This window comes from Mesorhizobium sp. M0815, assembly GCF_040319995.1.
In the GTDB taxonomy this organism is placed as follows: domain Bacteria; phylum Pseudomonadota; class Alphaproteobacteria; order Rhizobiales; family Rhizobiaceae; genus Mesorhizobium.
Map to the genome: position 1 here is coordinate 39,993 of NZ_JAMYOU010000001.1, position 25,936 is coordinate 65,928.

The window sequence follows — 25,936 nt, forward strand, 5'->3', positions numbered from 1 at the left end:
GCGAAATGCGCAAAAATCGGAAGTACTCATGCTTGGTATGTTGAGAAGCGCGGCGGGGACCTGGGTCGCGAAACTGCTGCTGTCATTGTTGGTGTTGAGCTTCGCCGTCTGGGGCATCTCGGGGCGGCTGATGGGCGGTCTTGCCGGCCATGACGCCGTGATTACGGCCGGAGGCACCAAGGTCTCGATCAACGAATACCGCCTCGCCTACGATCGCCAGCTCAGCGTAATGTCGCAGCAATTCGGCCAGCGCATCAGCCGTGAGCAGGCGACGGCGCTCGGCATCGACAACCAGGTGCTGGCGCAACTCGTCTCGGGCGCCGTCCTCGACGAGCAGGCCCGCAAGCTCGGCCTTGGCCTGTCCAAGGACCGGCTGGCCGAACTGACCCGCGAAGACCCGGCGTTCAAAGGGCCTGGCGGAACCTTCGACAGGCGAACCTTCGAGTACCTGCTCCGGCAGATCGGCATGCGGCCGGAGGACTATCTGAAAAACCGCGCCCAGGTGGCGGTCCGCCAGCAGATCGTCGAGGCGGTTTCGGATGGCCTCAAAGCCCCGGATACATTCTTCAAGGCGGTCGGGCTCTATCGCGGCGAAGATCGCACAATCGACTACCTGACCTTGCCGAAATCGCTGGTCGAACCGATAGAAGCGCCGTCCGACAGCGTGCTTTCGGCCTATTTCGGGGAGAACAAGAAAACCTACGCCGCGCCCGAATACCGTAAGTTCTCCTATGTCAGGCTCGAACCGGAAGACATCATGGATTTGAGCGCAGTGACCGATCAACAGGTCAGCGACGACTACAACAAGAACAAGGCGCGCTACACCACGCCCGAGATGCGCACCATCGAGCAGCTTGTGTTCAAGACGCCTGATGCTGCCAAGGCGGCGCTCGATTCGCTCAGGACCGGCGCGACCTTCGACAAGATCGTCGCCGCCGAAGGCAAGACGCCGGCCGACACCCTGCTCGGCACGCTGGCCAAGGACAAGATCGCTGACAAGGCGGTTGCCGATGCTGCCTTCAAGCTCAACGCCAATGAAGTCAGCCCGGTCGTACAGGGCGCCTTTGGCCCCGTTCTGCTGCGCGTCACCGAGGTCAAGCCCGAAGTGGTGAAGCCGCTGGCCGAAGTGTCCGAGCAGATCCGCAAGGATCTGGCACTGGGCGAGGCAAGCCGCATCTTGCTGGACGTGCACGACAATTACGAGGATACGCGCGCCTCCGGCAGTTCGCTCGCTGAGGCAGCTGCCAAATTGAAGCTGAAGGTCGTTACCATCGACGCCATCGACCGCACCGGCCGAAGGCCGGATGAAAGCATCGTCAAAGACCTGCCGGAATCGCCGGCGCTCATCAAGGCGGTGTTCGAATCCGAACCCGGAACCGACAATGAAGGCCTCACCACCGCCGATAACGGCTTCGTCTTCTACGACGTAAGCGCGATCACGCCGGCCCGCGACCGCACGCTGGACGAAGTCCGCCAGAAGGTCGTGGCCGACTGGACCGCGGCGGAGACCACCAAACGGCTTACCGCAAAGGCACAAGAGCTCGAGAAGCGTCTCAAGGCCGGCGCCACGCTCGAGGTGATCGCCGGTGAGCTCAAGCTCGAAAAGCAGACCAAGCGCGGTGTCAAGCGCGATGCTGACGACGTCGATTTCGGCAAGGAAGGGGCCGCCGCGATGTTCGGCGTCGGCGAAGGCGGCACCGGGCTAATCCCCTCGCCCACGGGCGACGGACAGATCCTGTTCAAGGTTGCCGAGGTATTCGAGCCCGCCGGGGCCGACGCCAACTCAGTACCCCAGGACGCGCAGAAATCCTTCACCTCCGGTATGTCCGACGACCTGCTCGACCAGTTGGTGGCGCAGTTGCAGACGCAATATGACGTCCGCATCGATCAGACGGCCGTAACCCAAGCCCTGGCCAGATGAGCGCGCTGAAGATCCACATCGCCAAGGTCGCCGCCGGTAGCGCTCTTTCCTTCGAGGAGGCGCGCGAGGCCTTCGACATCATCATGTCCGGTGACGCCACCCCCGGCCAGATCGGCGGCTTCCTGATGGCATTGCGGGTGCGCGGTGAGACCGTCAGCGAGATCGCCGGCGCCGTCGCCACCATGCGCGCCAAGATGCTGCGCGTCGAAGCCCCCGAGGGCGCCATCGACATTGTCGGCACCGGCGGCGACAATTCGCACAGCGTCAACATTTCGACCGCATCCGCCTTCGTCATCGCCGGCAGCGGCGTGCCCGTCGCCAAGCACGGCAATCGCGGACTGTCCTCGCTGACCGGCGCCGCCGATGTTCTGATCGCGTTGGGCGTCAAGATCGACATCCCTCCGGAGACGATCGGCCGCTGCATCCACGAGGCCGGAGTTGGCTTCATGTTCGCGCCGGCGCACCACCCGGCGATGAAGCATGTCGGCCCGACCCGGGTCGAGCTCGGCACCCGCACCATCTTCAACCTGCTGGGTCCGCTTTCCAATCCGGCCAGTGTCAGACGGCAGATGGTCGGCGTGTTCCTGCCCGAATGGATCATGCCGGTGGCAGAAACGTTGAAGGAGCTTGGTGCCGACCATGCCTGGGTCGTCCATGGCGACGGTTATGACGAGATCACCACCACCGGCGAGACGCAGGTCGCCGAATTGGCCGGCGGCGAGATCCGCAGCTTTGTGCTGACCCCGGAAGCGGTCGGGCTGAAGCGTCACACCAAGGACGAGTTGCGCGGCGGCGACGCCGCCCACAATGCCCAGGCACTGCGCGACATGCTGGGCGGCGCCGCCGGCGCCTTTCGCGACACGGTGCTGATGAATGCCGGCGCCGGGCTGGTGGTGGCCGGCAAGGCGACGACACTTGCCGACGGCATGGTGACGGCGGCGCAGGCCATCGACAGCGGCCGCGCGCTGAAAGTGCTCGACAGGCTGGTCGAGATTTCGAACGGTTAGAACTATGTCCGACATCCTGCGCAAGATCGAGGCTTACAAGCGCGACGAGATCGCGGCGGCCAAGGCGCAAGTGCCGTTTGCCGAGATCAAGGCACGGGCAACGGACGCCGAAGCGCCGCGCGGCTTTCTTTCCGTCCTTGAAGCAAAGCGCCAATCCGGCAGGTTCGCGCTGATTGCCGAAATCAAGAAGGCTAGCCCATCCAAAGGCCTGATCCGCGCCGATTTCGATCCGCCGGCGCTGGCCAGGGCCTATGCGGAAGGCGGTGCCGCCTGTCTTTCGGTGCTGACCGACGCACCCTCTTTCCAGGGGGCGCCCGCGTTCCTCAGCGATGCGCGCGCTGCCGTCGAGTTGCCTGCCTTGCGCAAGGATTTCCTGTTCGATCCCTATCAGGTCTACGAGGCCAGGGCATGGGGCGCCGATGCCATACTGATCATCATGGCCAGCGTCGACGACGCGTTGGCAAGAGAACTCGAAGCGACAGCTTTCGGGCTCGGCATGGACGCGCTGGTCGAAGTGCATGACGAGGCTGAGATGGAACGCGCGCTGCAGCTGTCGTCGCGGCTGATCGGTATCAACAACCGCAATCTCCGGACCTTCGAAACCAGCCTCGAGACCTCGGAACGGCTGGTCGCGATGGTGCCCGCCGACCGCCTTCTGGTCAGCGAGAGCGGTATCTTTTCGCATGACGATTGCCGCCGGCTGGAGCGGAGCGGCATCGCCACTTTTCTGGTCGGTGAGAGCCTGATGCGTCAACAGGACGTGGCCGCTGCAACGCGCCTGCTTTTGACGGGCAAGGCGCCGGCAGAGGCGATCTGAGGATGGCGGCCGCCCTCACCCATCTTGGCGCGCGCGGCGAAGCCAACATGGTCGATGTCGGCGACAAGGCTGAGACGGTGCGCACGGCAGTCGCGGAGGGCTTCGTGTCGATGCGGCCCGAGACGCTGGACATGATCCTCGCCGGCGATGCCAAGAAGGGCGACGTGCTCGGTACCGCGCGTATCGCCGGCATCATGGCGGCCAAGAAGACGCATGAACTGATCCCGCTCTGCCATCCACTGCTGCTGACCAGGATATCTGTCGATATCGAGCCGGACGCAGCTTTGCCCGGCCTGAAGGTCACAGCATTGACCCGCGTCACCGGCAAAACCGGCGTTGAGATGGAGGCCCTGAGCGCCGTCTCGGTCGCTTGCCTGACCATCTACGACATGGCCAAGGCGGTCGACCGCGCCATGGTCATCTCCGGCATCAGGCTGGTTGAAAAGACCGGCGGCAAATCCGGCGACTACAAGATCACCGAAGATGGGGTCACCGAGGCAGGCCGCTGATGGCGCTGGTCCCAGTTGCTGAGGCGCTCGAGCGCCTGTTGGACGGCGCAGCTGCACTGCAGGGCGAACGCGTCGCGCTGCTGGATGCCGCCGACCGCGTGCTGGCGGAGCCGGTTGTGGCGCTCCGCACCCAGCCGCCGTTCAACGCCTCCGCCATGGACGGCTATGCCGTGCGGGCGGCTGATATCGCGTCCTTACCAGCAAAGCTTTCGGTGGTCGGCATGGCGCCGGCCGGAAGCGGCTTTGCCGGGACGGTGCAGCAGGGGCAGGCCGTCCGTATCTTCACCGGCGCGCCGCTTCCCGAAGGCGCCGACACCATCGTCATCCAGGAGAACGTCCGCGATCTCGGCCGCGGTGTCGTCGAAGTGACGGAGCCGACGGTGCAGGGGCGAAACATCCGCCGCCTCGGGCTCGATTTCGCCAAAGGCGACGTCCTGCTGCACAAAGGCCGCCTGCTCGACCCGGCGGCCTTGTCGCTGGCGGCATCGGCCAACCACCCCGAGGTCGGCGTGGTCAAAAGGCCGTTGGTCGCCATCATCGCCACCGGCGACGAATTGCTGCCGCCGGGCAGCGAGCTTGGCCCCGACCAGATCATCTCCTCCAACGCCTATGGTGTCGCCGCCGCCGCACAGTCGGTCGGTGCGCGAGTGCTCGACCTTGGCATCGCGCCGGACCGCAGGGAGGCGATCGCTGCGCTGGTGGAAAAGGCCGTGAAGGCTGGCGCGAACGTCATCGTCACGCTGGGCGGTGCCTCGGTCGGTGACCACGATTTCGTCCATGACGTGCTGACCGGGCAAGGCATGACTCTCGATTTCTGGAAGATCGCCATGCGGCCGGGCAAGCCGCTGATGTTCGGGCGGCTGGGCGACATTCGCTGCATCGGCTTGCCCGGCAATCCGGTGGCGAGCCTGGTCTGCACCCAGCTCTTCCTGAAGCCGCTGCTGGCGCGGCTCGGCGGCCGCGCCTTTCAGCAGGATATGCGTGAGGCACGGCTCGGCGCTGCCATGCCGGCCAACGATCTCAGGCAAGATTATGTGCGGGCTGTTGTCACAGACGACGCCGGTACGCTCGTGGCGACGCCGTTCGGCATCCAGGACTCCTCGATGCTGAAAATGCTGGCCGATGCCAACGGGCTGATCGTCCATGCGCCGTTCACGCCCGCCGCGGCGGCGGGCGCCGCCTGCGACGTGCTGATGCTACGCTGAACCTGCCTCACTCCGAGATCAAGGTCCGGGTCAGCGGATGGTCTGGATCGGCCAAACCGTCGATGATGTTGAAATGATGCCGGTCAGGCTCGACCACCGAACTGGTCGCGGCACCCAGGCCGATCCAGATATTGGCCAGCAACGCGCTCTGGCGCAGGAATTCGGCGCGCTCGCCGCCGCCGGCCCAGCAGGTCAGGCGGGCCTTGTCCATCGGGCGCAGCAGCACCGGGCTTTCGGCCTGCGCCTCGGCCTCATCGATCGCCAGCGTCTCGTTCATGCCGGTGCGCATGATCGGGCGCAAATCGTGCACACCCGAGATCGATACGATATGGCGAATGCGCCGGACAATTTCGGGCGCCAGCGGCGTCGTCGTCGTAACCATCCGGCTAACAAGATGGCCACCGGCCGAGTGTCCGGTCAGCATCAGCGGCCCTGCGACCATCCCCGCCGCCTTGCCGATCGCCGCGCCGACTTCCTTGACGATGCCGCCAATGCGCATCTGCGGACAGAGCGTGTAGGACGGCATCGCCACGGCATAGCCGCGATCAACAGCGCCAGCGGCAAGATGCGACCAGAAACTCTTGTCGAATGCCATCCAGTAGCCGCCATGGACGAACACCACGAGCCCCTTGGGCTTGGTGGCCGGCAGGAAAAGATCGAGCCGGTTGCGTGGGCCATCGCCATAGGCCATGTCGAGCCGCGCCCGGCCCTCGGTCGAAAGCACGTCGCGAAAAACCCGCGCGGGCTCGACCCAGGCCGCCGGCCAGCGATCGCTGCCGGCTATGTTGGCGCCATTGGCATAGGCGTTGTCCCAATCGGCAATGTGACGTTCGAACACCCTGCGCCCTCCCCTTGGCAATATGGCCTTGCCGCGTAGCCGTGAGCATCGCGCGGCGCGTCGTCGCCAGCCTCACGATGCCAGCTCTCGCATCAATCTCAAGTGACAGCCGCCTTGATGGCGAAGCGCGCATCCTTCCACGCACCGGTGCGCAGGATGTCCACAAGCACTTCGACGGCCTGCCAGACATCGGCATAGCCGACATAGAGCGGGGTGAAGCCTAAGCGCATGGTCGATGGCGCGCGAAAATCGCCGATCACGCCACGTTCGATCAGCGCGCGCATGATCTGGTAGCCATGCTCGTGCATGAATGAAATCTGGCTGCCGCGTTTTTCCCCGTCGCGCGTGCTTTCGAGCGTTAGCCCGTAAGTGCCGCACTTTGCCTCGACAAGCTCGATGAACAGATCGGCCAGCGCGATGCTCTTCTTGCGCACCGCCGTCATGTCGACATCGTTCCAGATGTCGAGCGCGCCCTTCAGCGTGCGCATCGACAGGACCGGCTGGGTGCCGCACAGAAACCGGCGGATGCCGGTGCCGGCCGCATAGCCTGGCTCGAAGGCGAAGGGCCGTGCATGGCCCCACCAGCCGGTGAGCGGCTGCTGGATGTCGGCAAGATGCCGCTCAGCCGCATAGATGAAGGCAGGCGCGCCCGGTCCGCCATTCAGATATTTGTAGGTGCAGCCAACGGCAAAATCGGCGTTTGCCGTGTCGAGCTCGACTGGCATCGCACCGGCGGTGTGGCAGAGATCCCAGACGATCATCGCCCCGGCTTCCTGGGCCCTGCGCGTCAGCGCCGGCACGTCGCGCAGTTCGCCCGACTTGTAGTTGACGTGGTTGACCAGCACCACGGCGGTGCGTTCGTCGATCAGCTCTTCGATGCTCGGCGCGTCGACCCCCGAGAGGCGCAGCAGCGTATCTTTTCGCGTCGAAACCACACCCTCAGCCATGTAGAGGTCTGTCGGAAAACTGTCGCCCTCGGCGACGATGACCTGCCGCTCCGGCCGCATGGCCATGGCGGCGTGCAGCAGCTTGTAGATGTTGACCGATGTCGTGTCGCAGACCACCGTCTGGCCGGCCGCGGCACCGATCAGGCGCCCGAGCTGGTCGCCAAGTTCGAGCGGCATGTTGAACCAGCCGGCCGTGTTCCAGGCGCGGATGAGATCATGCGCCCATTCTTCGGTCACTGCCTTGCTCAATTCATCGAAAGCGGCACGCGAAGCGGCCCCTAGCGAATTGCCGTCGAGATAGATCACTCCTTGCGGCAGCACAAAGCGGTCGCGCATCGCGCGCAGCGGATCTGCAGCATCCATCGCCCTTATGGCCACGAGATCGGGAATTCCTGTCATGATTTGTCTGCTCCCCAAGATTCACCGCAACGCCGGACACGCATCGACGGCATCCATCGGTCACGAGCGGTTCTCCATTACCTGGTATCGCGCAGCAAGGCTCCACCGGCGACAAGTTGCCTGACCATGCGGTGGAAACCAGGAGCCAAGCCAACCCAAGGTTGGCGTTTTGAGTTCGTTTCGTTCACGGTGCATTGACCAAACCGCACAGTCGATACGGCTTCAATTCCGTGCCCCTTTGCCGGCTGACGGCCGATACCAGTGCCGCCTTCTGGAAACCCAGAGGCCGCAAACGAAAGCAGAATCAAGGCGATGAGGCCCGCGGCGGTGAAAATGCAGCGTCCCGGTTTGGCGAGTGGTATCGTTACCCGAGCCCTAACACATTCATTAAACTTTAAACAGTTGCGGAACACAACTGGAACAGATAGTGTTTGTTCTGGGTTTGTTTTTCTGATTCTGTTGGGGGTCGCTATGCTGACACGCAAACAACACGAACTGCTTATGTTCATCCACGAAAGGCTGAAGGAAAGCGGTATCCCGCCCTCCTTCGACGAGATGAAGGAAGCGCTCGACCTGGCTTCCAAATCGGGAATCCACCGGCTGATTACGGCGCTGGAGGAGCGCGGCTTCATTCGCCGTTTGCCCAACAGGGCCCGTGCGCTGGAGGTGCTGCGCCTGCCCGATTCGATCGCCCCCGGCCTCAATGCGGCACGCAAGTTCTCGCCGAGTGTCATCCAGGGCAGTCTTGGGCAAGGTCCTCGGCAAGGCAAGCCGACATCGTCGCGCGTCCCTGCAGCCGGCAATGACGACGATGTCGTCGCCGCCGTGTCTATCCCGGTGATGGGCCGCATCGCCGCTGGTGTGCCGATCGATGCCATCCAGCACCAGACGCATTCGATCTCGGTGCCGCCGGACATGATCATGGGCGGCGAGCATTATGCGCTCGAGGTCAAAGGCGATTCGATGATCGAGGCTGGCATTTTCGACGGCGACACGGTGATCATCCGCAATGCCGATACGGCGAGCCCCGGTGAGATCGTGGTGGCACTGGTCGACGAGGAAGAAGCGACGCTGAAGCGGTTCCGCCGCAAGGGCGCCTCGATCGCCCTGGAAGCCGCCAATCCGGCCTACGAGACGCGCATCTTCGGACCAGACAGGGTCAAGGTGCAGGGCAAGCTCGTTGGGCTGATCCGCCGCTACTGAGCTGCGCCCTTGGCGCCGGCTTTTGGCTTGTCGGCTCTGCGGTATGGCGGCATGCCCCGCGCCGCGCGTGAAAATTTCCGCTGCACGTGCCAGGGCCGGTATGATTTTTCGACGGCGAAGCGGATTTCGGCGCGTGTTGCCGCTTGTGGATCGAAATAGACGGCCGCACTTCCCGCGCGCGCCAGTTGCCGTTTGGTGACGACGAGGACCAGCCGGTCGTAGTAGCAGGGATTATGGGCGGTGGCGTCGTCGATGACGATCAAGCTGGCAAAGGCGCAGGCTGGCCGTGCAGTATCGCGGTCATTGGCTAGCGCGATGATCGCGCCGGATGGATGCCTGGCAAGGCAGAGACCGTCCGTGCAAATGAACGGCATGCCCGGCGGTAAGTCGGCCGGATCGGCAATGTCGAATTGCGGATCGTTCTTTCCAGGTGTTTCCGGCGCGACGATAGCCTCTGATGTGAGCGCGCGTTTCCAGTTGTCGATGGTGAACTCATTCGGGCGTGCCCGGTTGACCGCGAGTTCACCGCTGCCGATCGGCAGCGCGACGAGCCGTGCGTCCTCCGAGATCAATACATCGGGTACGCGCGTCTGCGTTGTCGTTAGCAAGCCGGCGAGCGCAAAAGGAAGGGCCACGAGCCGCAACCAGGTCGTCGCCATGCTGGCAATGACGAGGGCGATCGTCACCAAAAGGACAGATCTCAGCGAAATCAGCCCGACCGCATCGATCGGCGAGCGCTCGGAGATCCACCCGGACAGGGCGATCATCGCCGTCAGCCCCTTGCCCATCACGTAGAGGAAAGGCCCATCCGCGCCGAACGGCATCGCCAGCGCACTGAGGACGGCGAAGGGCATGACGACCAGTGAGACGATAGGCATGATGGCCAGATTGGCGAACAGGCTGAGCGGCGCCACGCGCTGGAAATGCCATATGGCGAAAAGCGCCGTGGCGCTCCCTGCAATGATCGAGGTCATCGCCAGGCCGCCCATGCCCATCAGTACCTTTCTAGTGGCAAAGCGTAGCGGCGACCGCCGGGGCGGCGGCGTGGTGGCCCCGCCGGCGCGGTAATCGGACCAGCCTGCATAGGCGCCGACAAGGGCCGCCGTCGCGGCGAAGGACATCTGGAAGCTCGGACCGACCACCTCGTGCGGCGACACCAGAATGACCGCGATGGCCGAGATCGCCAGGTTGCGCATGGTGAGCGCGGCCCGGTCGAACAGCACGGCGATAAGCATCACCGCCAACATGATGAAGCTGCGTTCGGCCGCCACCACAATGCCGGAAAAGACGAGGTAGGCCGCAATCGAAAAAAGCGCGGCGGCCGCCGCGTATTTCTTGACCGGCCGTCGCGATGAGAAATCGGGAAACAGCGCAAAGGCGCCGCGCAGCAGCGCCATAATGGTGCCGGCGACCAACGCCATATGCAGCCCCGAGATGGAGATGATGTGGTAGATGCCGGTACGCCGCATCGCTTCGTTGATCTCCTCGGGAATGCCGGCGCGCACGCCGACGATCAGCGCAGCAGCAATCTCGCCCTCGGCGCCGCCGATGCGGCTGCGGATATGGTCGGCGATGGATTCGCGCGCGTCTTCGATCGCGGAAGAAAGCCGCGCGGCAAACGGCATGCTGCCCGACGACACGACTTTCGGATTGCCGAGAAAAAAGCCGCTGCCGCCGATACCGGCAAAATAGCTGTCGAAGGAGAAATCATAGCTGTCGGGCCGCACCGGCCCGGTCGGCGGCAGCAGCCGCACATAGCCGGCGATCTCGGAACCGGCGGTCAGCTCAGCCGGTATTTTCATCGCCGAAACGCGGACCCGTTCCGGCATGTAGCGCAGTGTCGGCCTGGCGGTTGAGATCACATCGATCGTCAGCCTGATGCGGCCGCTCGCCATGGGCTCGAACGATACGACGCGACCCGTGAGGCGCGTCGAGATTTCGGAACCGAGCATATGCGTTCCGACACGCCAGGTCTCGACCTTGGCGGCAAGCACGCCAAGCGCGCAGAGCAACGCCGCCATGAAGCACAGGCGGGTTCTGGGCCACGACCGCGAGGCGACGGCACAGAGGGCTGCCAAGGCGACGATTGCGATCGGCTGTGGAAAGGCCGGCTCCACCGCCAGCGCAAAATATACGATCCCCGCATGCGAGGAACACCGGCACCAGCAGGAAGGCGACCCCACGGTCGAGCTCCAGGCCGACCGCCGAGGTTACGCCGTTGCGGATACGGGACGGTGACGGGAGGCGGAAACGCCGGCGTAGGCGCACGATGGGCTCGGCCGCGGGCACGAGAACCGTTGCTGGGTCGCTCGCCGGCAGCGACGGGGCATCAAAGCGTGGAACCGGCAGCAATGCCGGTGCCGGCAGGACAGGCACGGGCGCGGCAAACAGCAAGCGTTCGCTGACGCCGCTGCCAACGTCCTCGCCCTCGCCCGCACCACGGCCTCGCACAGCCATCGGGTCTGCCCCTTGCGCCCTCGACCTCCTATGCTACATGAACGCGCAACGCGCGAAAGTCCGCAAACCCACTTCCTTCGCCTGCCTGAGAGTTCCATGCCCGACAAGGTCGTCACCCGTTTTGCCCCCTCGCCCACCGGCTATCTGCATATTGGCGGGGCGCGCACGGCGCTGTTCAACTGGCTGTATGCCAAGCACACAGCCGGCACGATGCTGCTGCGCATCGAGGACACCGACCGCGAGCGTTCCACCGATGCGGCAACCGCGGCCATCCTCGACGGGCTTTCCTGGCTTGGCCTGACATGGGACGGTGAGCCGGTGTCGCAGTTCGAGCGTGCGCCGCGCCATCGCGAGGTGGCCGAGGAACTCGTTCGCATGGGCAAGGCCTATTATTGTTACGCGACGCCTGCCGAGTTGGAGGCAATGCGCGAGAGCGCACGAGCCAAGGGGCTGCCTCCCCGCTATGACGGCCGCTGGCGCGACCGCGACCCCTCCGAGGCGCCGGCCGGCGCCAAGGGGGCGATCCGCATCAAGGCGCCGACAGACGGCGAGACGGTTGTGCATGACCGCGTCCAGGGCGACGTGCGCTTTCCCAACAAGGATCTCGACGATTTCATTATTCTGCGCTCGGACGGCAACCCGACCTACATGCATGCCGTCGTCGTCGACGATCACGACATGGGCGTCACCCACATCATCCGCGGCGACGACCATTTGACCAACGCCGCCCGCCAGACGGTGATCTACCATGCCATGGGGTGGGAGGTGCCGTCGATGTCGCATATCCCGCTGATCCACGGTGCCGACGGCGCCAAGCTGTCGAAACGGCACGGTGCGCTCGGCGTCGAGGCCTATCGCGCCATGGGCTACCTGCCGGAGGCGCTGCTCAATTATCTGGCGAGGCTTGGCTGGAGCCACGGCGACGATGAGATCATGTCGATCGCCAACATGATCGCATGGTTCGACATTGGCGACGTCAACAAGGGCGCCGCCCGTTTCGACTTCGCCAAGCTCGAGGCGCTGAACGGCGTGCACATGCGCCGCATGAACGACGCGGCGCTGCTCGACATCTTCATCGCCACTCTGCCCTATCTCGACGGCGGTCCGGCGATCGCAGCTAGCCTCGACGACAGACGCAAGGCGCAATTGCTTGCCGCTTTGCCAGGCCTGAAGGAGCGCGCCAAGACGCTGGTCGAACTTGTTGAAGGGGCTGCATTCCTGTTCGTCGAGCGGCCGATGCCGGTCGACGAGAAGGCGGCGGCGCTGCTCAGCGGTGAGGCGCGCGCGATCCTGCGGGGCGCTCATGCGGCACTGGCCACGATTTCGGACTGGTCTGCCGCCTCGGCGGAAGCCGCGATCCGCGACTATGCGCAGGCCGGCGGCCACAAACTCGGCGCCGTGGCCCAACCTCTGCGCGCCGCGCTCACCGGCAAAAGCACCTCGCCCGGCGTCTTCGATGTGCTGGCCGTGCTTGGCCGCGAGGAAGGCCTGGCGCGGATTGCCGATCAAATCGATTAGGAAACTGGCCCAAGAAGATTGGCATTGAAAGGTGTGTTTCGCAGTGCAACATTGGGTCTTGGCCTAATCTGGCGCGCAGATTCAATTGCGGGCGCAAATGTGCGTATTCCGATGCTTTTGACGTGTTGGGTTCAATGTTTTGCCGTTGCCGGCCTGAGGAAACAAAAAGGAGTTTGCTATGACCGAACCTGCGACAAAGATGGAATTTGGCGGCAAAACCCAGGCGTCGACGGCAAAACTGGAACTCGACGGCAAAACCCATGAATTCAAGATACGAAGTGGTTCGGTAGGACCTGATGTCATCGACATCGGTTCGCTCTACAGCACCACCGGCGTATTTACCTACGATCCCGGTTTTACGTCGACGGCGAGCTGCGAATCGGAAATCACCTTCATCGATGGCGATGCCGGTATTCTCTTGCACCGCGGCTACCCGATCGACCAGCTGGCCGAGCACGGCGACTTCCTCGAAGTCTGCTATCTCTTGCTCTACGGAGAACTACCGACCAAGGCGCAGAAGGACGATTTCGACTACCGGGTGACGCGCCACACCATGGTGCATGAGCAGATGTCGCGCTTCTTCACCGGCTTCCGCCGCGATGCGCATCCGATGGCGGTGATGTGCGGCGTGGTCGGCGCGCTGTCGGCCTTCTATCACGATTCCACCGATATCTCGGACCCTTATCAACGCATGGTCGCCTCGATGCGGCTGATCGCCAAGATGCCAACGATCGCGGCGATGGCGTATAAATACCACATCGGCCAGCCGTTCATTTATCCGAAGAACGAACTGAATTTCGCAGCCAACTTCCTGCATATGTGCTTCGCCGTGCCTTGCGAGGAATACAAGATCAATCCGGTGCTGGCGCGCGCGATGGAGCGCATCTTCATCCTGCACGCCGACCACGAGCAGAACGCCTCGACCTCGACCGTCCGCCTCGCCGGCTCGTCGGGCGCCAATCCCTTTGCCTGTATCGCTGCCGGCATCGCCTGCCTGTGGGGTCCTGCACATGGCGGAGCCAACGAGGCAGCCCTGAACATGTTGGGCGAGATCGGCCATGTCGATCACATCCCGGAATTCATTGCGCGCGCCAAGGATAAGAACGATCCGTTCCGATTGATGGGCTTTGGCCACCGCGTTTATAAGAACTACGATCCGCGCGCCAAGATCATGCAGAAGACCGCGCACGAAGTCCTGGGCGAGCTCGGCATCAAGGACGATCCGCTGCTCGACATCGCCATGGAGCTGGAAAAGATCGCGCTGACCGATTCCTATTTCATCGAGAAGAAGCTCTACCCCAACGTCGATTTCTATTCCGGCATCACGCTGAAGGCGCTGGGCTTCCCCACTACCATGTTCACCGTGCTGTTCGCGGTTGCCCGCACCGTCGGCTGGATCGCGCAGTGGAAGGAGATGATCGAGGACCCGCACCAGAAGATCGGCCGTCCGCGCCAGCTTTATACCGGTGCGCCGGAACGGGATTACGTGCCGATCGCGAAGCGGTGAAGGTAGCGAGTAGCGAGTAGCGAGTAGCGAGTAGTAGCTGAAGCAGCTTGGCTGTTACGGCCAGCACCATTTCCTATTCGCTACTCACTACTCGCTCACTTCCTCACCATGCCCATCACCACCCCCGCCGCCATCTCGCCTGACGGCTTGTCGGTTGCCATACGCCCGGCGATTTCGGCAAAACCGTCCTTCTGCCAGGCGCGGTAGGCGGTATCGGAGAATAGCGCCTCCAGCTGGCGCGCCAGATAATGCGGACGCACATATTGGTTGTAGTGTTCCGGCACGACCGGCCGGTCGGCGATGAGATTGGGCAAGGCTGCGCTCCAAACTTTGATCAGTCCCTGCGCCATGCGCATGACCGGATCGAGCCGGTAGCAGGAGATCATCGGCACGCCCGCCAGTGCCAGTTCCAGCGATACCGTCCCCGACGCGATCAGCGCCGCATCGGCCTTGCCGAAGGTCTGCCATTTGCGTTCGGCATCAAGGATGATCTCCGGCTTCTCGTTCCAGCTCGCGACCGAGGTCCTGACCAGGTCGGCGACGTGCGGCACCGTCGGCAACAGCAAGCGCAAGCGGTGCCCGCGCGCCCGCAGGATCGATACCGTTTCGCCGAACGGCCCGACCAGGCGCCGCACCTCGCCGCGACGCGAACCGGGCAATACAAGCAACGTTTTCACACGGTCGGCGGAGAGGTCACGCGGCTGCGCCTGCGCCCTGGCGGCACTGACTATGCCCGGATCGTGTGCAAGGCGATGCCCGACATAGGTGCCGGGCGGCCCGCCCAGGCGAGCGAGTTCCTTCACCTCGAACGGCAGGATACAAAGAATGTGATCGACATATGGCTTCATTGCCGCCGCCCTGCCCGGCCGCCAAGCCCATACGCTCGGGCAGACATAGTGGACGATCGGGATCGTCGGATCGGCGGCGCGCACCTTCTTGGCGACGCGCAGCGAGAAATCCGGACTGTCGATGGTGATAAGGCAGTCGGGCTTTTCATCGACAATCGCGTTTGCCGTCTGGCCGATCCGCCGCATCAGGCGCGGCAGGTCGCGCAGGATAGCGCTAAGCCCCATCAGCGCGATCTCGCTGCCGTCGAACAATGGCGCCAAACCGAGCGCCTGCAAATGGCGGCCGCCGATGCCTACGAGCCGAACTTCGCGCCCGGTCATGCGCTTTAACGCCTGCACAAGGTCGGCGCCAAGCAGGTCGCCGGACTCCTCGCCGGCGACGACGGCTATCTTCAACGGCTGCTCATTCGCCATGCGCCGGCTCCGCAGCAGGCAGGCCGATCACGAACAGGCCGAGTGCATTGGCACGCCCGATGGTGGCAGGACCTTCGAGCACCAGCGAGCGGCCGGCTTCGACGGCAATGCCGGCCAGTCCGGCGGCATGCGCCGCCTCGACGGTCAGAGGGCCAATGGAGGGCAGATCGGCACGCAGTTCCTGACCGGGCTTGGCGCATTTGACCAAAACACCACGGCTCCTGCCAGCCAGCCTGCCGTGCCCGCGTAATTGTTTTGTCCGCTCGAGCAGCCCGTCTGTGCCCTCGACGCCTTCCAGCGCGATGGCGCGGCCACCAACCGCAACAGCCGCCTGGCCAATATCCAGCGCGCCGATAGCTTTTGCTGCAGCGTGCGCCGCCTCGATGTCGCGCCAGTCGGATTTGCGTGGCGCCATCTTGGTCAGCGGGCCTTCAGCGGCGACCAGTTCCGGCACGATCTCGTGAGCGCCGACAACCTTGATGCCGCTGCGCTCGATCCTGCGCACGAACAGTTTCAGCACCGTATCGTCCCCCCGGGTTACACCGACGAGAAGGCTGGGTAGCCAGGCGAGCAGGCCCAAATTGAGGCGCATGGCGCTCAGCCTGGGGCGGCGCGTAATATGTCCCGCGGTCACCAGATGCGTAACGTGATGCCGCTTGAGCATCGGCAGCAGCGAGCCGACGTCCTCCAGCCTCAAGCTTGCCTGCTCATAGGGCTCGAAATCGACTATGCGGTCGACCTCGCCCGCCGCCATGACGACGAAGGGAGGTTTGCCTTGCCGGGCGAGCGCTCGGGCAATTTCGACCGGGAGACTGCCGCCGCCGGCGATGATGCTGACCTTGGCATCTGGCGCGAGATCAAGGCCCTTTCCGGCAGCCTCAATCTTCGTCATCTGCCCTCAGTCTTCATCATCGGTATCGTCGCCGTCGCCACCTTTGAGCGACGGCACGGCATAGTGCCGCTTGCCGCGGCCAGCGATGAAATCGACGATCTTCATGGCCGTCGGCGACGAGGCGAATTCCGCCTTGGCGAACTCGATGTTTTCGCCGACGGTCCGAGAGCGATCGAAGATCGTGTTGTAGGCTTTGCGCAGCAAGTGGATCTCGGAACGCGGCAGGCCGGCGCGCTTCAGGCCAATGATGTTGAGGCCGCGAAGGCTGGCACGGTTGCCAACGGCGATGGCGTAGGGAATGACGTCGCCGACGATCGCCGAGCAACCGCCGAGAAAGGCGTTATCGCCGATGCGGACAAACTGATGAACCGCGGTAAGGCCGCCGATGTAGACATTGTCACCGACTTCGCAATGCCCGCCTAACGTCGCTTGATTGGCGAAGGTGGCGTTCCTGCCGACCACGCAGTCATGTGCAATGTGGGCATAGGCGAGGAAATTGCCGTTGTCGCCGATCGTCGTTTCGCCGCGGCTGGAATCGGTGCCGAGATGCATGGTGACGCCTTCGCGGATCGCGCAGTTCTCGCCGATCACCAGCGTGGTACGGCCGCCCTTGTGCTTGGTGTTCTGCGGCGGCCCGCCCAGTATCGCCATCGGATAGACCTTGGTCGATGCACCGATGGTGGTCGCGCCCATCACCGACACATGGCTGACCAGTTCGACACGGTCGCCGATCACGGCGTCGGGGCCGACGTAGCAGAAGGGTCCGATGCGGGCGCCTTCGCCGATTTGGGCGCCTGCCTCGATGACCGACGATGGATGGATGACTGTCTGGATTTTCATTAGCATTCGTTTGTCAGCCGCTTGCGACCATCATTGCCGAGATCTCGGCTTCCGCCGCCTTGGTGCCATCGACGAGGGCCTCGCAGGCGAATTTGAGAAGATTGCCGCGTTTCTTGATTTTCTTCACATGAATTTTCAATTGGTCGCCTGGAACGACCGGCTTGCGGAACTTGGCGTTGTCGATGGTCAGGAAATAAACCAGCGACGGCTTTTCCGTACCGAGGCTGCGGATGCAGATGGCGCCGGCCGTCTGCGCCATCGCCTCGATGATGAGCACGCCGGGCATGACCGGCTGGTCGGGGAAATGACCTTGGAAATGCGGCTCGTTTATGGTGACGTTCTTGATGCCGATGGCGGATTCGTCGCCATCTATGTCGACAATGCGGTCGATCATCAAGAACGGATAGCGGTGCGGCAGGAGCTTCATCAGCCGCATTATGTCAACCGCTTCGAGCGTCGCCGCTGCGATCTCAGCCATTTCCCCCCTCACCCTGTTTGCGCGTCCGTGCAAGTCTGCGCAAGGCCGCTATCTCGCGCATGGCTTCCGCCATCGGCTGCGCCGGATATCCTCCCCAAATCTCACCTGCAGGCACATTGCTCATAAACCCGCTTCTTGCGGCAAGCTTGGCCCCGGACCCGATGGTCAAATGATCCGCAAGGCCGACGCCGCCACCCATGGTGACGTTGTCGCCTACCGTCACGGAACCGGAAATACCCGAAAGCCCGGCTATAATGCAATTGCGGCCGATGCGAACGTTGTGGGCGATCTGCACCAGATTGTCGATCTTGGTGCCCTGGCCGATGATCGTGTCGGACATGGCGCCGCGATCGACGGTCGTATTCGAGCCGATCTCGACGTCGTCCTGAATGATGACGCGGCCGATCTGCGGAACCCGCTCCGGACCCTTGGCGCCGGCAACGAAACCGAAGCCATCCTGGCCGATCCTGGCACCGCCATGGATGATGACGCGATTGCCGATCAACGCATATTGCACGCTTGCACCTGGACCGACATAGCCGTCGCGGCCGATCTGAGAGGAAGGACCGATAACCGCATGCGGGGCAATGACGGTTCCGCTGCCGATGGCAGCGCGCGGCCCGATGACCGCGCCTGCTTCGATGATCGCACCGGCCTCGACATGGGCGGTCGGATCGAGATGGGCGTGCGGCGAGATACCGGTTTCGCCGGTCATCGGTCCAGGCGTTGCAGCCGCCGGGAAAAGCAGGCGCCCGACCATTGCGAAAGCCTGCTGCGGGCGCGGATGCACCAGCACCGCAATGCCCGCCGGCGCCTTGCCGGCAAATTCGGCGGGGCAGAGAACCGCTGCCGCCCGCAGTGACTGCATCAGCGCGAAATTGCGCCTCCCATCGACGAAGACAAGCGCGTTCTCGCCGCCTTCGTTGGCGGGCGCCAGAGCCTCGATCGATACATCGGAGAGACCGGAATCGACAAGCGTCGAGCCGGTCAGATTCGCGACTTCGCCGGCCGTATACCGGCGTGAGGGCGCGAAGAACACCGGATCGGTCATTCCAGAAGCAATATCCAGCTAGCGCATGACCCCGGAAATCGGAAGTCGATCCTCGGAAAGGATCATGCGCAAAAACAAAGTGCTACAACATCCTTTGCGTGTCCAATAGGACGCGCTGCGCTGTAGTGTCGGGTCACCGCCCATCCGGATCCAAACGAGCCGGAAGCATCGTTACCCGCTCATCAGAAGCGGGTCGATATACCGAAGTTGAATTCCTGCACGTCGTCGGTCTTTTCCTTCTTGACCGGGATCGCATAGTCGATGCGGATCGGACCGAAGGGCGATGCCCACATCAGGCCGACACCGACAGAAGCGCGCCATTCCATTCCGGTTGTCGACTGATCGACGAGGCCACTTGCAATCTTGCTGCCGTAGAGCGTTGCCGCATCGGCAAACACTGCCCCGCGGAGGCCGAAGCTTTCCGGGATAACCGGCAGCGGGAACTGGGCTTCGGCCGAGGCGTTGAAATAAGTGGTTCCGCCGAGATGGTCGTTGCGGTTGTCCAAGGCAACCGGACCGATGCCACCATATTCGAAGCCGCGGATCATACGGTCGCTGCTCTGGAAATGGTCGAAGACACGTAGATCGCCGCCGCCATATCCCTGGACATGGCCGGCGCCGCCGGAAATGAGGCCTACCAGATCCAATTGTTCGGACAACGTCTGATAGATGCTGCCGCGCGCCGTGACCTTGATGAACTTGGCGTCGCCGCCGACGCCGGCCACTTCGGTGTTGACATTGGCATAAAGCCCGTCATGCGGGTTCTTCATGTCGTCGATGGTGTTGTAGATCAGGCCGAGGCTGACCGACGACTTGAGCCATGGGCTCTCGTTAACTCCGTTTTGGATCGCCTGGGAGACGTTGCAACCGGCCATTGGGTCGCAGTCTTCGTCGAACTCGTACTTCTCTTGCGCGATATTGTACGCGAGCTGCGTCGTGATGTTGTCGGTGATCGGCAGACCGAAACGCACTGTCGCGCCCGTCGTATCGCTGTCGTAATGGTCGTAGTTTCGGCTCTGCTTGTAGATGTCGAAGCCGGCCGCGATGCGCCGCCCAAGGAAATAAGGTTCGGTGAAAGAGAAGCTGTAGTCGCGCGAGTTCTTGCCGCCGCCCGCCGCCACCTTGATGAATTGGCCGCGACCGAGGAAATTGCGCTCACTGATAGAACCTTCGACGGACGGACCTGACGTTTCGCCACCAGTCGAATAGCCGGCACCGATCGAGAATTCACCGGTCGACTTCTCGACTACGTCGACCACCAACACGACCTGGTCCGGCTCAGAGCCCGGAACGGTGGAAATCTCGACTTTCTCAAAATAATCGAGCGCTTCCAGCCGCCTCTTCGCGCGCTGGATGAGAACCTGGTTGAACGCATCGCCTTCGCTGACATCGAATTCGCGGCGAATGACGTAGTCGCGCGTTCGATCGTTTCCGCGGATCTCGATGCGCTCGATATAGGCCTTGGTGCCCTGGTCGATTGTATACACAACCGAGATCGTGTGGTTTTCGAAGTTGCGATCGCCGCGCGGCGTCACCTGGGCGAAGGCATAGCCCGAACCGGCGACTTTCTCGGTCAGCGCGATGATCGTGTCCTCGACGTCCTTGGCGTTATAGACATCGCCCTTGTGGGTCTGGACTACCGATTCAAGCGACTTGCTGTCGACCTCGGGGATTGTGCTTTCGACACTGACATCGCCGAACGTATAACGCTCGCCCTCCTGCACCGTGATGGTGACGGTGTATTTGTTGGTGGTGTCGTCGAGTTCGCCGACAGCCGAGACGACCTGGAAGTCGGCATAGCCGTGATTGTAATAGAAGCGGCGCAACAGCTCTTGGTCGGCCCGCAGCTTGTCCTCGTCATAGACGTCGTCGCGCAGCACGAAGGAAAGGAAGGACGAGCGCTTGGTGGAGATGATGTCCGACAGACGGCGGCTCGAATAGGCGCTGTTGCCGACGAAATTGATCGCTGCGATCTGGGTGCGGCCGCCTTCGTTGATGTTGAAGACCACGTTCACGCGGTTATCGCCGAGATCCATGATCTGGGTGGTCACGGCGGCGTCGTCGCGGCCGATACGCCTGTAAGCGGCCTTGACCGCCTCAACGTCGGTGTCGAGTTGCTGTTGCGAGAAGGTGCTGCGCGGCTTCAATTGCACCGCAGCTTCAAGCGCGTTGTCCTTGAGCTTCTTGTTGCCCTGGAACAGCACCTGGTTGACGACCTGGTATTCGGAAACCTTGATGACCAGCGTCGATCCGACTTGGTTGATCTGCACGTCCGAAAACAGCCCGGTGCCGAACAGCGCCTTGACCGCATCGTCGATGTCGGAGCTGGAAAACGCCTTGCCCGGCTTGATCGTCACGTAATTGCGGATGGTGTCCGCGTCGACACGCTGATTGCCGGTGACTTCGACTCTGGAGACGACAGCCGCCTCGGCGGCCGATGTGGCAACGAACTGCACTGCGAGCGCGCCTGGTACAACCAGAGCGGCGGACATAGCCACCGCGGACGCGGCGCTCAGAAACTTGGATGCTGCCTTCATCGGGCTTTTGTACCTTTTCTCGAAGTCCCCACGGCGAGAAAACCGGACGTGCGGTAATTTCCCCTACCGTATTAACCGGATTTTCCCTACACGCAAGGCTTCTGGTTAATTTGTATTTACTTAACCCTGTGGCGTGGCTTTCGCGTCACGCATATCCCCACGCATGGTAAACGGCGTCTCAACATTGCTCGTGCCGAAGCCAAATTCCTTCATGATTTCAGCACCCAAACAGATCGTTCCAGAAAACAAAGCCCATGAAGCCGAGCACCAATATGAGGCCGCTTCGGTAAGCCATTTCCATCATCCGTTCGGACACCGGCCGCCGGATGACAGCCTCCACGCCGTAGAACAGAAGATGCCCTCCGTCGAGGGGGGGAATCGGCAAAAGGTTGAGAATCCCGATCCCGACTGACAGGAATGCAACAAGCTGTACGAGCCATTCAAAGCCGAGCTTTGCCGCCTGACCCGACATCTTGGCGATCTTGATAGGGCCGCCCAGCTGGCACTTGTCCTCGCGACCGACAACGAAACGTTGCAGGAACTGGCCGGTGCGCTGAATGACGTGTCCGGTTTCCTGGACCGCTGCCCCGACCGCCCCGGCCGGACTGTAGGTGATCAGCCGTGGCTGGCCGAGTTCCTTGTTGTTGACGACGCCGATCACGGCCACCTGGACCTTGTTGCCCAGTGCGTCCTGTTGTTCCATCAAGCGCGGCGTCGCCGTGACGGTGATTTCCTTGCCGCCGCGTAGCATGACGAAGGTGATGCTGTCGCCGGCACGGCCGGAGACCAGACGCTGGACGTCGGCAAAGGTCTCGACCTTGCTGCCGTCGACGCTGACGAATCGGTCGCCGGGCATGATGCCGGCCGCCGCCGCCGGACTGCCGACGGTAACCTCAGCCACCATCGGCTCCAGCACGGGACGGCCATGGACAGAAAAAAGCACGGAAAAGACAGCGATCGTCAGCAGGAAGTTGAACAGCGGCCCCGCCATCACTGTCGCCGCGCGCTTCCAGATCGGCTGCGTGTGGAAGGCGACCTTGCGTTCTTCGTCGCTCAGCGCCTCGATCTCCTCCGAGCTGGGCTGGCTCGACGTCGCGTTCATGTCGCCGACGAACTTGACGTAGCCGCCGAGCGGTATGGCGCAAAGCTTCCAGCGCGTGCCGCGGCTGTCGTTGAAGCCGATGATTTCAGGACCAAAACCGATCGAAAAGGCCTTTGCGCCGATACCGCACCAGCGGCCGACGAGGTAGTGGCCCATTTCGTGGACGAAAACGACCACGGTCAGCACGAACAGGAAAGGCACCAGCGTGCCGAGGACAAAGCCCTCTGTGCTGAAAACCGCGTGAAGAATCTCGTTCAATTCATGCCCTCAAATTCATCCACGGCGCAGGTCACGCCGCGACTGTGACATCAATCCAGGCGAATCCATGGCGCAACCCGCGCCAGCCCGCCGTCGGATGCCGCTCAAACCGGGAACAGTCCCTGTGCGGGATGGTCGGCGGTCGCGGAAATCCAGCCGATGACGTATAGGGCGAAAGCCGCCGCGACAAGCCCGTCGACCCGGTCCATGATGCCGCCATGGCCGGGTATTAGCGCGCCGGAGTCCTTACGGCCGTGGCGTCGCTTGACCCATGATTCGAACAGGTCGCCGGCTTGCGCGACGATCGAAAGCACCAGTGCGATCACGCCAAGCACGACAACGTTGCCCGTTCCGGCTATGGCGGCCAGAAGCAGCCCGGCCACCACGCCGCCGATCGCCCCGCCGAGCGCCCCGCTCCGCGTCTTGCCCGGCGAGATCGACGGCGCCAGCCTTGGACCACCGACGGAGCGGCCGACGAAATATGCAAAAATATCGGTCGCCCAAACCACGGCGAACAGAAAGAGGATGGCCAGCAGCCCGGAACGGTCGCCGTCGCGCAAGAAGGCCAGCGACAGGCCGGAAACCGCCGCATAGGCAAGGCCGGATGCTTCCCACGGTCCTGCCTTGCGCATCGACGCCGCGATGGCAGCGACAGCAACCAGAGCCGCGACGAGCGGCAGCAGCAAAGACGCAGGCAGGCCGGCGATGAGGGCACCGATAAAGACCACGATCAGCGCCTCGGGCAGAAAGCGGAAACCTGCCGTAGCATTAGCACCTGCAGGCGCAACGGGGCGGCTCATCCGCGTCCACTCGTAGAAGATCACCGCCGCCATGGCAGCGCAAAGCAACCGGAAGGGCAGTCCGCCAAGCCAGGTCAGGCCGAGCGTAACGATGGCAAGCACGACGGCCGAAATGACGCGGAGCTGAAGGTTGCTCATCCCTCAGCCCGAGGCGACGTCTTGGGCGGCAAGTCCGCCGAAGCGGCGCTCGCGGCCGGCGAAATCGCGCAGTGCATCGGACAGGTGCTCGCGACTGAAGTCGGGCCAGTAGCAAGGCAAAAAAACAAGTTCGCTGTAGGCGGCCTGCCATAACAGGAAATTCGACAGCCGAAGCTCGCCGCTGGTGCGGATAACCAGTTCCGGGTCCGGAATGCCCTCTGTATCGAGCGAGTTGGCGAAGGACTCTGCCGTGATCGCTTCGCTGTCGATCTCGCCACGCGCCACCGCCGCGGCGAGCTTGCGCGCTGTGCGGACGATCTCGTCGCGCCCGCCATAATTGAAGGCGATGACCAGCGTCAGCGCCTCGTTGCGGAGAGTGAGCGTTTCGGCTTCCTCGAGCAGGCCTCTTATGTCGGGCTGCAGCCCTGCCCTGTCACCGATGACCCTGATTCGGACGCCGCTCTGGTGCAACTCGGCGAGATCGCGTCGGATGAAAAGCTTCAGCAGGCCCATGAGGTCGCTGACTTCGGATTTCGGCCGTGACCAGTTTTCCGACGAGAAAGCGTAGACGGTCAGGAAGGAGATGCCCAGGTTAGGGGCGGCGCGCACCGTCTTGCGCAGCGCTTCGACGCCGGCGCGGTGACCGGCGAGCCGCGGCAAGCCGCGCGCCTTGGCCCAGCGTCCGTTTCCGTCCATGATGATCGCGACATGCGCGGGCGTTGCCATGTTCTCGCTTCCGGGCCAGCCGTGGCCAGACCCTAGACCTGCATGATTTCCGCTTCCTTGTCGGAAAGCAGGTGGTCGATGGTGCTGATTGTCTCGTCGGTTAGTTTCTGAACCTGGTCGGCCCGTTTGCGGTGGTCGTCCTCGCTGATGTCGCCGTCCTTTTCCGTCTTTTTCAGAAAGTCCATGCCGTCCCGGCGAACGTGACGCACAGCGACGCGGGCATTCTCGGCATAGCCGTGCGAGATCTTGACAAGCTCCTTGCGGCGCTGCTCGTTGAGTTCAGGCAACGGGATCCTGAGATTGGTGCCGTCTACGATTGGATTGAAGCCGAGATTGGATTCACGGATGGCGCGGTCGACGGCACTGACCATCGACTTGTCCCAGACCGAAACCGAGATCATGCGCGGCTCCGGCACCGACACGGTTGCCACCTGGTTGATCGGCATGGCGGTGCCGTAGGCCTGCACCTGGATGGCGTCGAGCAGGCTGCTCGACGCGCGGCCGGTGCGCAGCGAAGCCAGATCATGCTTGAACGCGGCGATCGCCCCGTCCATGCGCCGTTTGAGATCGTCGTATTCGCCACTCATCATCGTCTCCTCGACCCGTTTAGCCCGGGTTCACTGCCTTGAGGGTAAAACCCTGTTCGAGCCTCAATCCGCGAACTGGTCCCTCTTTCGGGTTCACGGTCCGGATTAATCGTCGGCGACAACCGTGCAACGGCCGCCGCCACGCAGGATATCACCGAAACCACCCTTCTCGTGGATCGAATAGACGATTATCGGAATGTTGTTTTCGCGCGCAAGTGCAATCGCCGCGGTATCCATGATCGAAAGCCCGCGTTTTATGACGTCGCTATGGCTGATGCGCTCGAAGCGTGTCGCGTTCGGGTCCTTCTTGGGATCAGCCGAATAGACGCCATCGACCTGAGTGCCCTTGAACAAAGCATCGGCGCCGATCTCGGCGGCGCGAAGGGCTGCAGCCGAATCGGTAGTGAAAAACGGATTGCCGGTGCCACCGGCGAAGATGACGACCTTGCCCTGGTTCATGTAGGCGGTTGCCTGACGCTGCGAAAAACTTTCGCACAGCTCGGGCATGGCGATCGCCGACAACACCACGGCGTCGACGCCGATCTTGTTGAGCGAGGTGCGTAGCGCCAGCGAATTGATGACCGTGGCAAGCATGCCCATATGGTCGCCGGTGACGCGGTCTCCGCCTTTTGATGCAACCGCGACGCCGCGAAAGATGTTGCCGCCGCCGATGACGACACCGACCTCGATGCCCAGTGCGCGGGCCTCGGCAATGTCGGCGGCGATGCGGTCGACCACCGATACGTCGATGCCGAAATGCTGTTCGCCCATCAACGCTTCGCCCGACGCTTTCAGCAAGACACGTCGGTAGAGGGGCTTCACCGTCATCTGGTCCTCGTCATCATGCGTGTGACGCGCTTCGGTGGCGCCCCGAAACACTGGGCGTTCCGATACACGAAGGGCGCCGCGATGTCACGCGGCGCCCGAGCCGGAAAGT

At 63.0% G+C, this 25,936-nt stretch carries 21 protein-coding genes and 1 pseudogene; 8 read left to right on the plus strand and 14 right to left on the minus strand.

The genetic code is table 11. The features are described 5' to 3' along the window. The first annotated feature begins 28 nt into the window (after nucleotides 1–28). Genes NKI01_RS00175 through NKI01_RS00195 form a run of 5 tightly spaced genes read left to right on the plus strand, consistent with a single transcriptional unit; the run spans nucleotide 29 to nucleotide 5,459 of the window. Complete coding sequence (locus NKI01_RS00175; protein WP_352961473.1) at nucleotides 29–1,921, plus strand: SurA N-terminal domain-containing protein; 1,893 nt, start codon at nucleotides 29–31, stop codon at nucleotides 1,919–1,921. Beyond that, complete coding sequence (gene trpD, locus NKI01_RS00180) at nucleotides 1,918–2,928, plus strand: anthranilate phosphoribosyltransferase (RefSeq protein WP_352482657.1); 1,011 nt, start codon at nucleotides 1,918–1,920, stop codon at nucleotides 2,926–2,928. Before NKI01_RS00175 ends, trpD begins: the two co-directional genes overlap by 4 nt. A gap of 4 nt (nucleotides 2,929–2,932) precedes the next feature. Then, nucleotides 2,933–3,745, plus strand: coding sequence for an indole-3-glycerol phosphate synthase TrpC (gene trpC, locus NKI01_RS00185; RefSeq protein WP_023717711.1), 813 nt, complete (start codon nucleotides 2,933–2,935; stop codon nucleotides 3,743–3,745). Nucleotides 3,746–3,747: 2 nt separating this feature from the next. After that, nucleotides 3,748–4,254, plus strand: a complete 507-nt coding sequence (moaC, locus tag NKI01_RS00190; RefSeq protein ID WP_023717712.1) for a cyclic pyranopterin monophosphate synthase MoaC — start codon at nucleotides 3,748–3,750, stop codon at nucleotides 4,252–4,254. Continuing rightward, complete coding sequence (locus NKI01_RS00195) at nucleotides 4,254–5,459, plus strand: molybdopterin molybdotransferase MoeA (RefSeq protein ID WP_352961477.1); 1,206 nt, start codon at nucleotides 4,254–4,256, stop codon at nucleotides 5,457–5,459. Before moaC ends, NKI01_RS00195 begins: the two co-directional genes overlap by 1 nt. Before the next feature lie 7 nt (nucleotides 5,460–5,466). Here NKI01_RS00195 and NKI01_RS00200 read toward each other — a convergent pair whose 3' ends face one another. Together NKI01_RS00200 and kynU are read right to left on the minus strand one after the other, a co-directional pair. Then, the gene (locus NKI01_RS00200) at nucleotides 5,467–6,297 is read right to left on the minus strand and encodes a hormone-sensitive lipase (protein WP_352961480.1); all 831 of its coding nucleotides are present in this window, start codon (nucleotides 6,295–6,297) and stop codon (nucleotides 5,467–5,469) included. 98 nt (nucleotides 6,298–6,395) lie between these two features. Next, nucleotides 6,396–7,643: a kynureninase gene (gene kynU / locus NKI01_RS00205; protein WP_352961483.1), complete on the minus strand. Its 1,248-nt coding sequence runs from the start codon at nucleotides 7,641–7,643 to the stop codon at nucleotides 6,396–6,398. 471 nt (nucleotides 7,644–8,114) lie between these two features. Between kynU and lexA the strand changes: the two genes are divergently transcribed. Beyond that, nucleotides 8,115–8,846, plus strand: coding sequence for a transcriptional repressor LexA (lexA, locus tag NKI01_RS00210; protein WP_084642503.1), 732 nt, complete (start codon nucleotides 8,115–8,117; stop codon nucleotides 8,844–8,846). Here lexA and NKI01_RS00215 read toward each other — a convergent pair. Then, nucleotides 8,840–11,303, minus strand: a pseudogene (locus tag NKI01_RS00215) (ComEC/Rec2 family competence protein). The gene lexA and the pseudogene NKI01_RS00215 overlap by 7 nt on opposite strands. 96 nt (nucleotides 11,304–11,399) lie before the next feature. Here NKI01_RS00215 and gltX point away from each other — a divergent pair. Continuing rightward, nucleotides 11,400–12,821: a glutamate--tRNA ligase gene (gltX, locus tag NKI01_RS00220; protein ID WP_023717717.1), complete on the plus strand. Its 1,422-nt coding sequence runs from the start codon at nucleotides 11,400–11,402 to the stop codon at nucleotides 12,819–12,821. A gap of 178 nt (nucleotides 12,822–12,999) precedes the next feature. Continuing rightward, nucleotides 13,000–14,328: a citrate synthase gene (gene gltA / locus NKI01_RS00225; protein ID WP_023717718.1), complete on the plus strand. Its 1,329-nt coding sequence runs from the start codon at nucleotides 13,000–13,002 to the stop codon at nucleotides 14,326–14,328. A gap of 95 nt (nucleotides 14,329–14,423) precedes the next feature. Here gltA and lpxB read toward each other — a convergent pair whose 3' ends face one another. From lpxB to pyrH, 11 genes are all read right to left on the minus strand, one after another. Beyond that, the gene (gene lpxB, locus NKI01_RS00230) at nucleotides 14,424–15,590 is read right to left on the minus strand and encodes a lipid-A-disaccharide synthase (protein WP_352716615.1); all 1,167 of its coding nucleotides are present in this window, start codon (nucleotides 15,588–15,590) and stop codon (nucleotides 14,424–14,426) included. Beyond that, nucleotides 15,580–16,482, minus strand: a complete 903-nt coding sequence (locus tag NKI01_RS00235) for an LpxI family protein (protein WP_352961487.1) — start codon at nucleotides 16,480–16,482, stop codon at nucleotides 15,580–15,582. The genes lpxB and NKI01_RS00235 overlap by 11 nt, the downstream gene beginning before the upstream one ends. A gap of 6 nt (nucleotides 16,483–16,488) precedes the next feature. After that, the gene (gene lpxA, locus NKI01_RS00240; protein WP_023717721.1) at nucleotides 16,489–17,322 is read right to left on the minus strand and encodes an acyl-ACP--UDP-N-acetylglucosamine O-acyltransferase; all 834 of its coding nucleotides are present in this window, start codon (nucleotides 17,320–17,322) and stop codon (nucleotides 16,489–16,491) included. 13 nt (nucleotides 17,323–17,335) lie between these two features. After that, nucleotides 17,336–17,800 (minus strand): 3-hydroxyacyl-ACP dehydratase FabZ, encoded by a 465-nt coding sequence (fabZ, locus tag NKI01_RS00245; RefSeq protein ID WP_023717722.1) that lies wholly within the window; start codon nucleotides 17,798–17,800, stop codon nucleotides 17,336–17,338. Then, complete coding sequence (lpxD, locus tag NKI01_RS00250) at nucleotides 17,793–18,851, minus strand: UDP-3-O-(3-hydroxymyristoyl)glucosamine N-acyltransferase (protein WP_023717723.1); 1,059 nt, start codon at nucleotides 18,849–18,851, stop codon at nucleotides 17,793–17,795. The genes fabZ and lpxD overlap by 8 nt, the downstream gene beginning before the upstream one ends. Nucleotides 18,852–19,033: 182 nt before the next feature. Then, the gene (bamA, locus tag NKI01_RS00255) at nucleotides 19,034–21,388 is read right to left on the minus strand and encodes an outer membrane protein assembly factor BamA (RefSeq protein ID WP_352482671.1); all 2,355 of its coding nucleotides are present in this window, start codon (nucleotides 21,386–21,388) and stop codon (nucleotides 19,034–19,036) included. A 217-nt stretch (nucleotides 21,389–21,605) separates the two neighbouring features. Further along, complete coding sequence (gene rseP, locus NKI01_RS00260; RefSeq protein WP_352961490.1) at nucleotides 21,606–22,748, minus strand: RIP metalloprotease RseP; 1,143 nt, start codon at nucleotides 22,746–22,748, stop codon at nucleotides 21,606–21,608. Between the two features lie 104 nt (nucleotides 22,749–22,852). Beyond that, a complete protein-coding gene (locus NKI01_RS00265) occupies nucleotides 22,853–23,686 on the minus strand; it encodes a phosphatidate cytidylyltransferase (RefSeq protein WP_023717726.1) in 834 nt (277 codons plus the stop codon). 3 nt (nucleotides 23,687–23,689) lie between these two features. Next, nucleotides 23,690–24,412, minus strand: coding sequence for an isoprenyl transferase (locus NKI01_RS00270; RefSeq protein WP_023717727.1), 723 nt, complete (start codon nucleotides 24,410–24,412; stop codon nucleotides 23,690–23,692). Between the two features lie 32 nt (nucleotides 24,413–24,444). Beyond that, the gene (gene frr, locus NKI01_RS00275) at nucleotides 24,445–24,999 is read right to left on the minus strand and encodes a ribosome recycling factor (RefSeq protein WP_352961493.1); all 555 of its coding nucleotides are present in this window, start codon (nucleotides 24,997–24,999) and stop codon (nucleotides 24,445–24,447) included. 105 nt (nucleotides 25,000–25,104) lie between these two features. Beyond that, nucleotides 25,105–25,827 carry a UMP kinase gene (gene pyrH, locus NKI01_RS00280; RefSeq protein WP_023717729.1) on the minus strand — a complete coding sequence of 241 codons (723 nt, stop codon included), beginning with the start codon at nucleotides 25,825–25,827 and terminating at the stop codon, nucleotides 25,105–25,107. Nucleotides 25,828–25,936: the final 109 nt, after the last annotated feature.

Coding starts and splice junctions, on each gene's coding strand:
- NKI01_RS00175 (WP_352961473.1), top strand. CDS start 29: ATGCTTGGTATGTTGAGAAGCGCGGCGGGGACCTGGGTCGCGAAACTG.
- trpD (WP_352482657.1), top strand. CDS start 1,918: ATGAGCGCGCTGAAGATCCACATCGCCAAGGTCGCCGCCGGTAGCGCT.
- trpC (WP_023717711.1), top strand. CDS start 2,933: ATGTCCGACATCCTGCGCAAGATCGAGGCTTACAAGCGCGACGAGATC.
- moaC (WP_023717712.1), top strand. CDS start 3,748: ATGGCGGCCGCCCTCACCCATCTTGGCGCGCGCGGCGAAGCCAACATG.
- NKI01_RS00195 (WP_352961477.1), top strand. CDS start 4,254: ATGGCGCTGGTCCCAGTTGCTGAGGCGCTCGAGCGCCTGTTGGACGGC.
- kynU (WP_352961483.1), bottom strand. CDS start 7,643: ATGACAGGAATTCCCGATCTCGTGGCCATAAGGGCGATGGATGCTGCA.
- lexA (WP_084642503.1), top strand. CDS start 8,115: ATGCTGACACGCAAACAACACGAACTGCTTATGTTCATCCACGAAAGG.
- gltX (WP_023717717.1), top strand. CDS start 11,400: ATGCCCGACAAGGTCGTCACCCGTTTTGCCCCCTCGCCCACCGGCTAT.
- gltA (WP_023717718.1), top strand. CDS start 13,000: ATGACCGAACCTGCGACAAAGATGGAATTTGGCGGCAAAACCCAGGCG.
- lpxB (WP_352716615.1), bottom strand. CDS start 15,590: ATGGCGAATGAGCAGCCGTTGAAGATAGCCGTCGTCGCCGGCGAGGAG.
- NKI01_RS00235 (WP_352961487.1), bottom strand. CDS start 16,482: ATGACGAAGATTGAGGCTGCCGGAAAGGGCCTTGATCTCGCGCCAGAT.
- lpxA (WP_023717721.1), bottom strand. CDS start 17,322: ATGAAAATCCAGACAGTCATCCATCCATCGTCGGTCATCGAGGCAGGC.
- fabZ (WP_023717722.1), bottom strand. CDS start 17,800: ATGGCTGAGATCGCAGCGGCGACGCTCGAAGCGGTTGACATAATGCGG.
- lpxD (WP_023717723.1), bottom strand. CDS start 18,851: ATGACCGATCCGGTGTTCTTCGCGCCCTCACGCCGGTATACGGCCGGC.
- bamA (WP_352482671.1), bottom strand. CDS start 21,388: ATGAAGGCAGCATCCAAGTTTCTGAGCGCCGCGTCCGCGGTGGCTATG.
- NKI01_RS00265 (WP_023717726.1), bottom strand. CDS start 23,686: ATGAGCAACCTTCAGCTCCGCGTCATTTCGGCCGTCGTGCTTGCCATC.
- NKI01_RS00270 (WP_023717727.1), bottom strand. CDS start 24,412: ATGGCAACGCCCGCGCATGTCGCGATCATCATGGACGGAAACGGACGC.
- frr (WP_352961493.1), bottom strand. CDS start 24,999: ATGAGTGGCGAATACGACGATCTCAAACGGCGCATGGACGGGGCGATC.
- pyrH (WP_023717729.1), bottom strand. CDS start 25,827: ATGACGGTGAAGCCCCTCTACCGACGTGTCTTGCTGAAAGCGTCGGGC.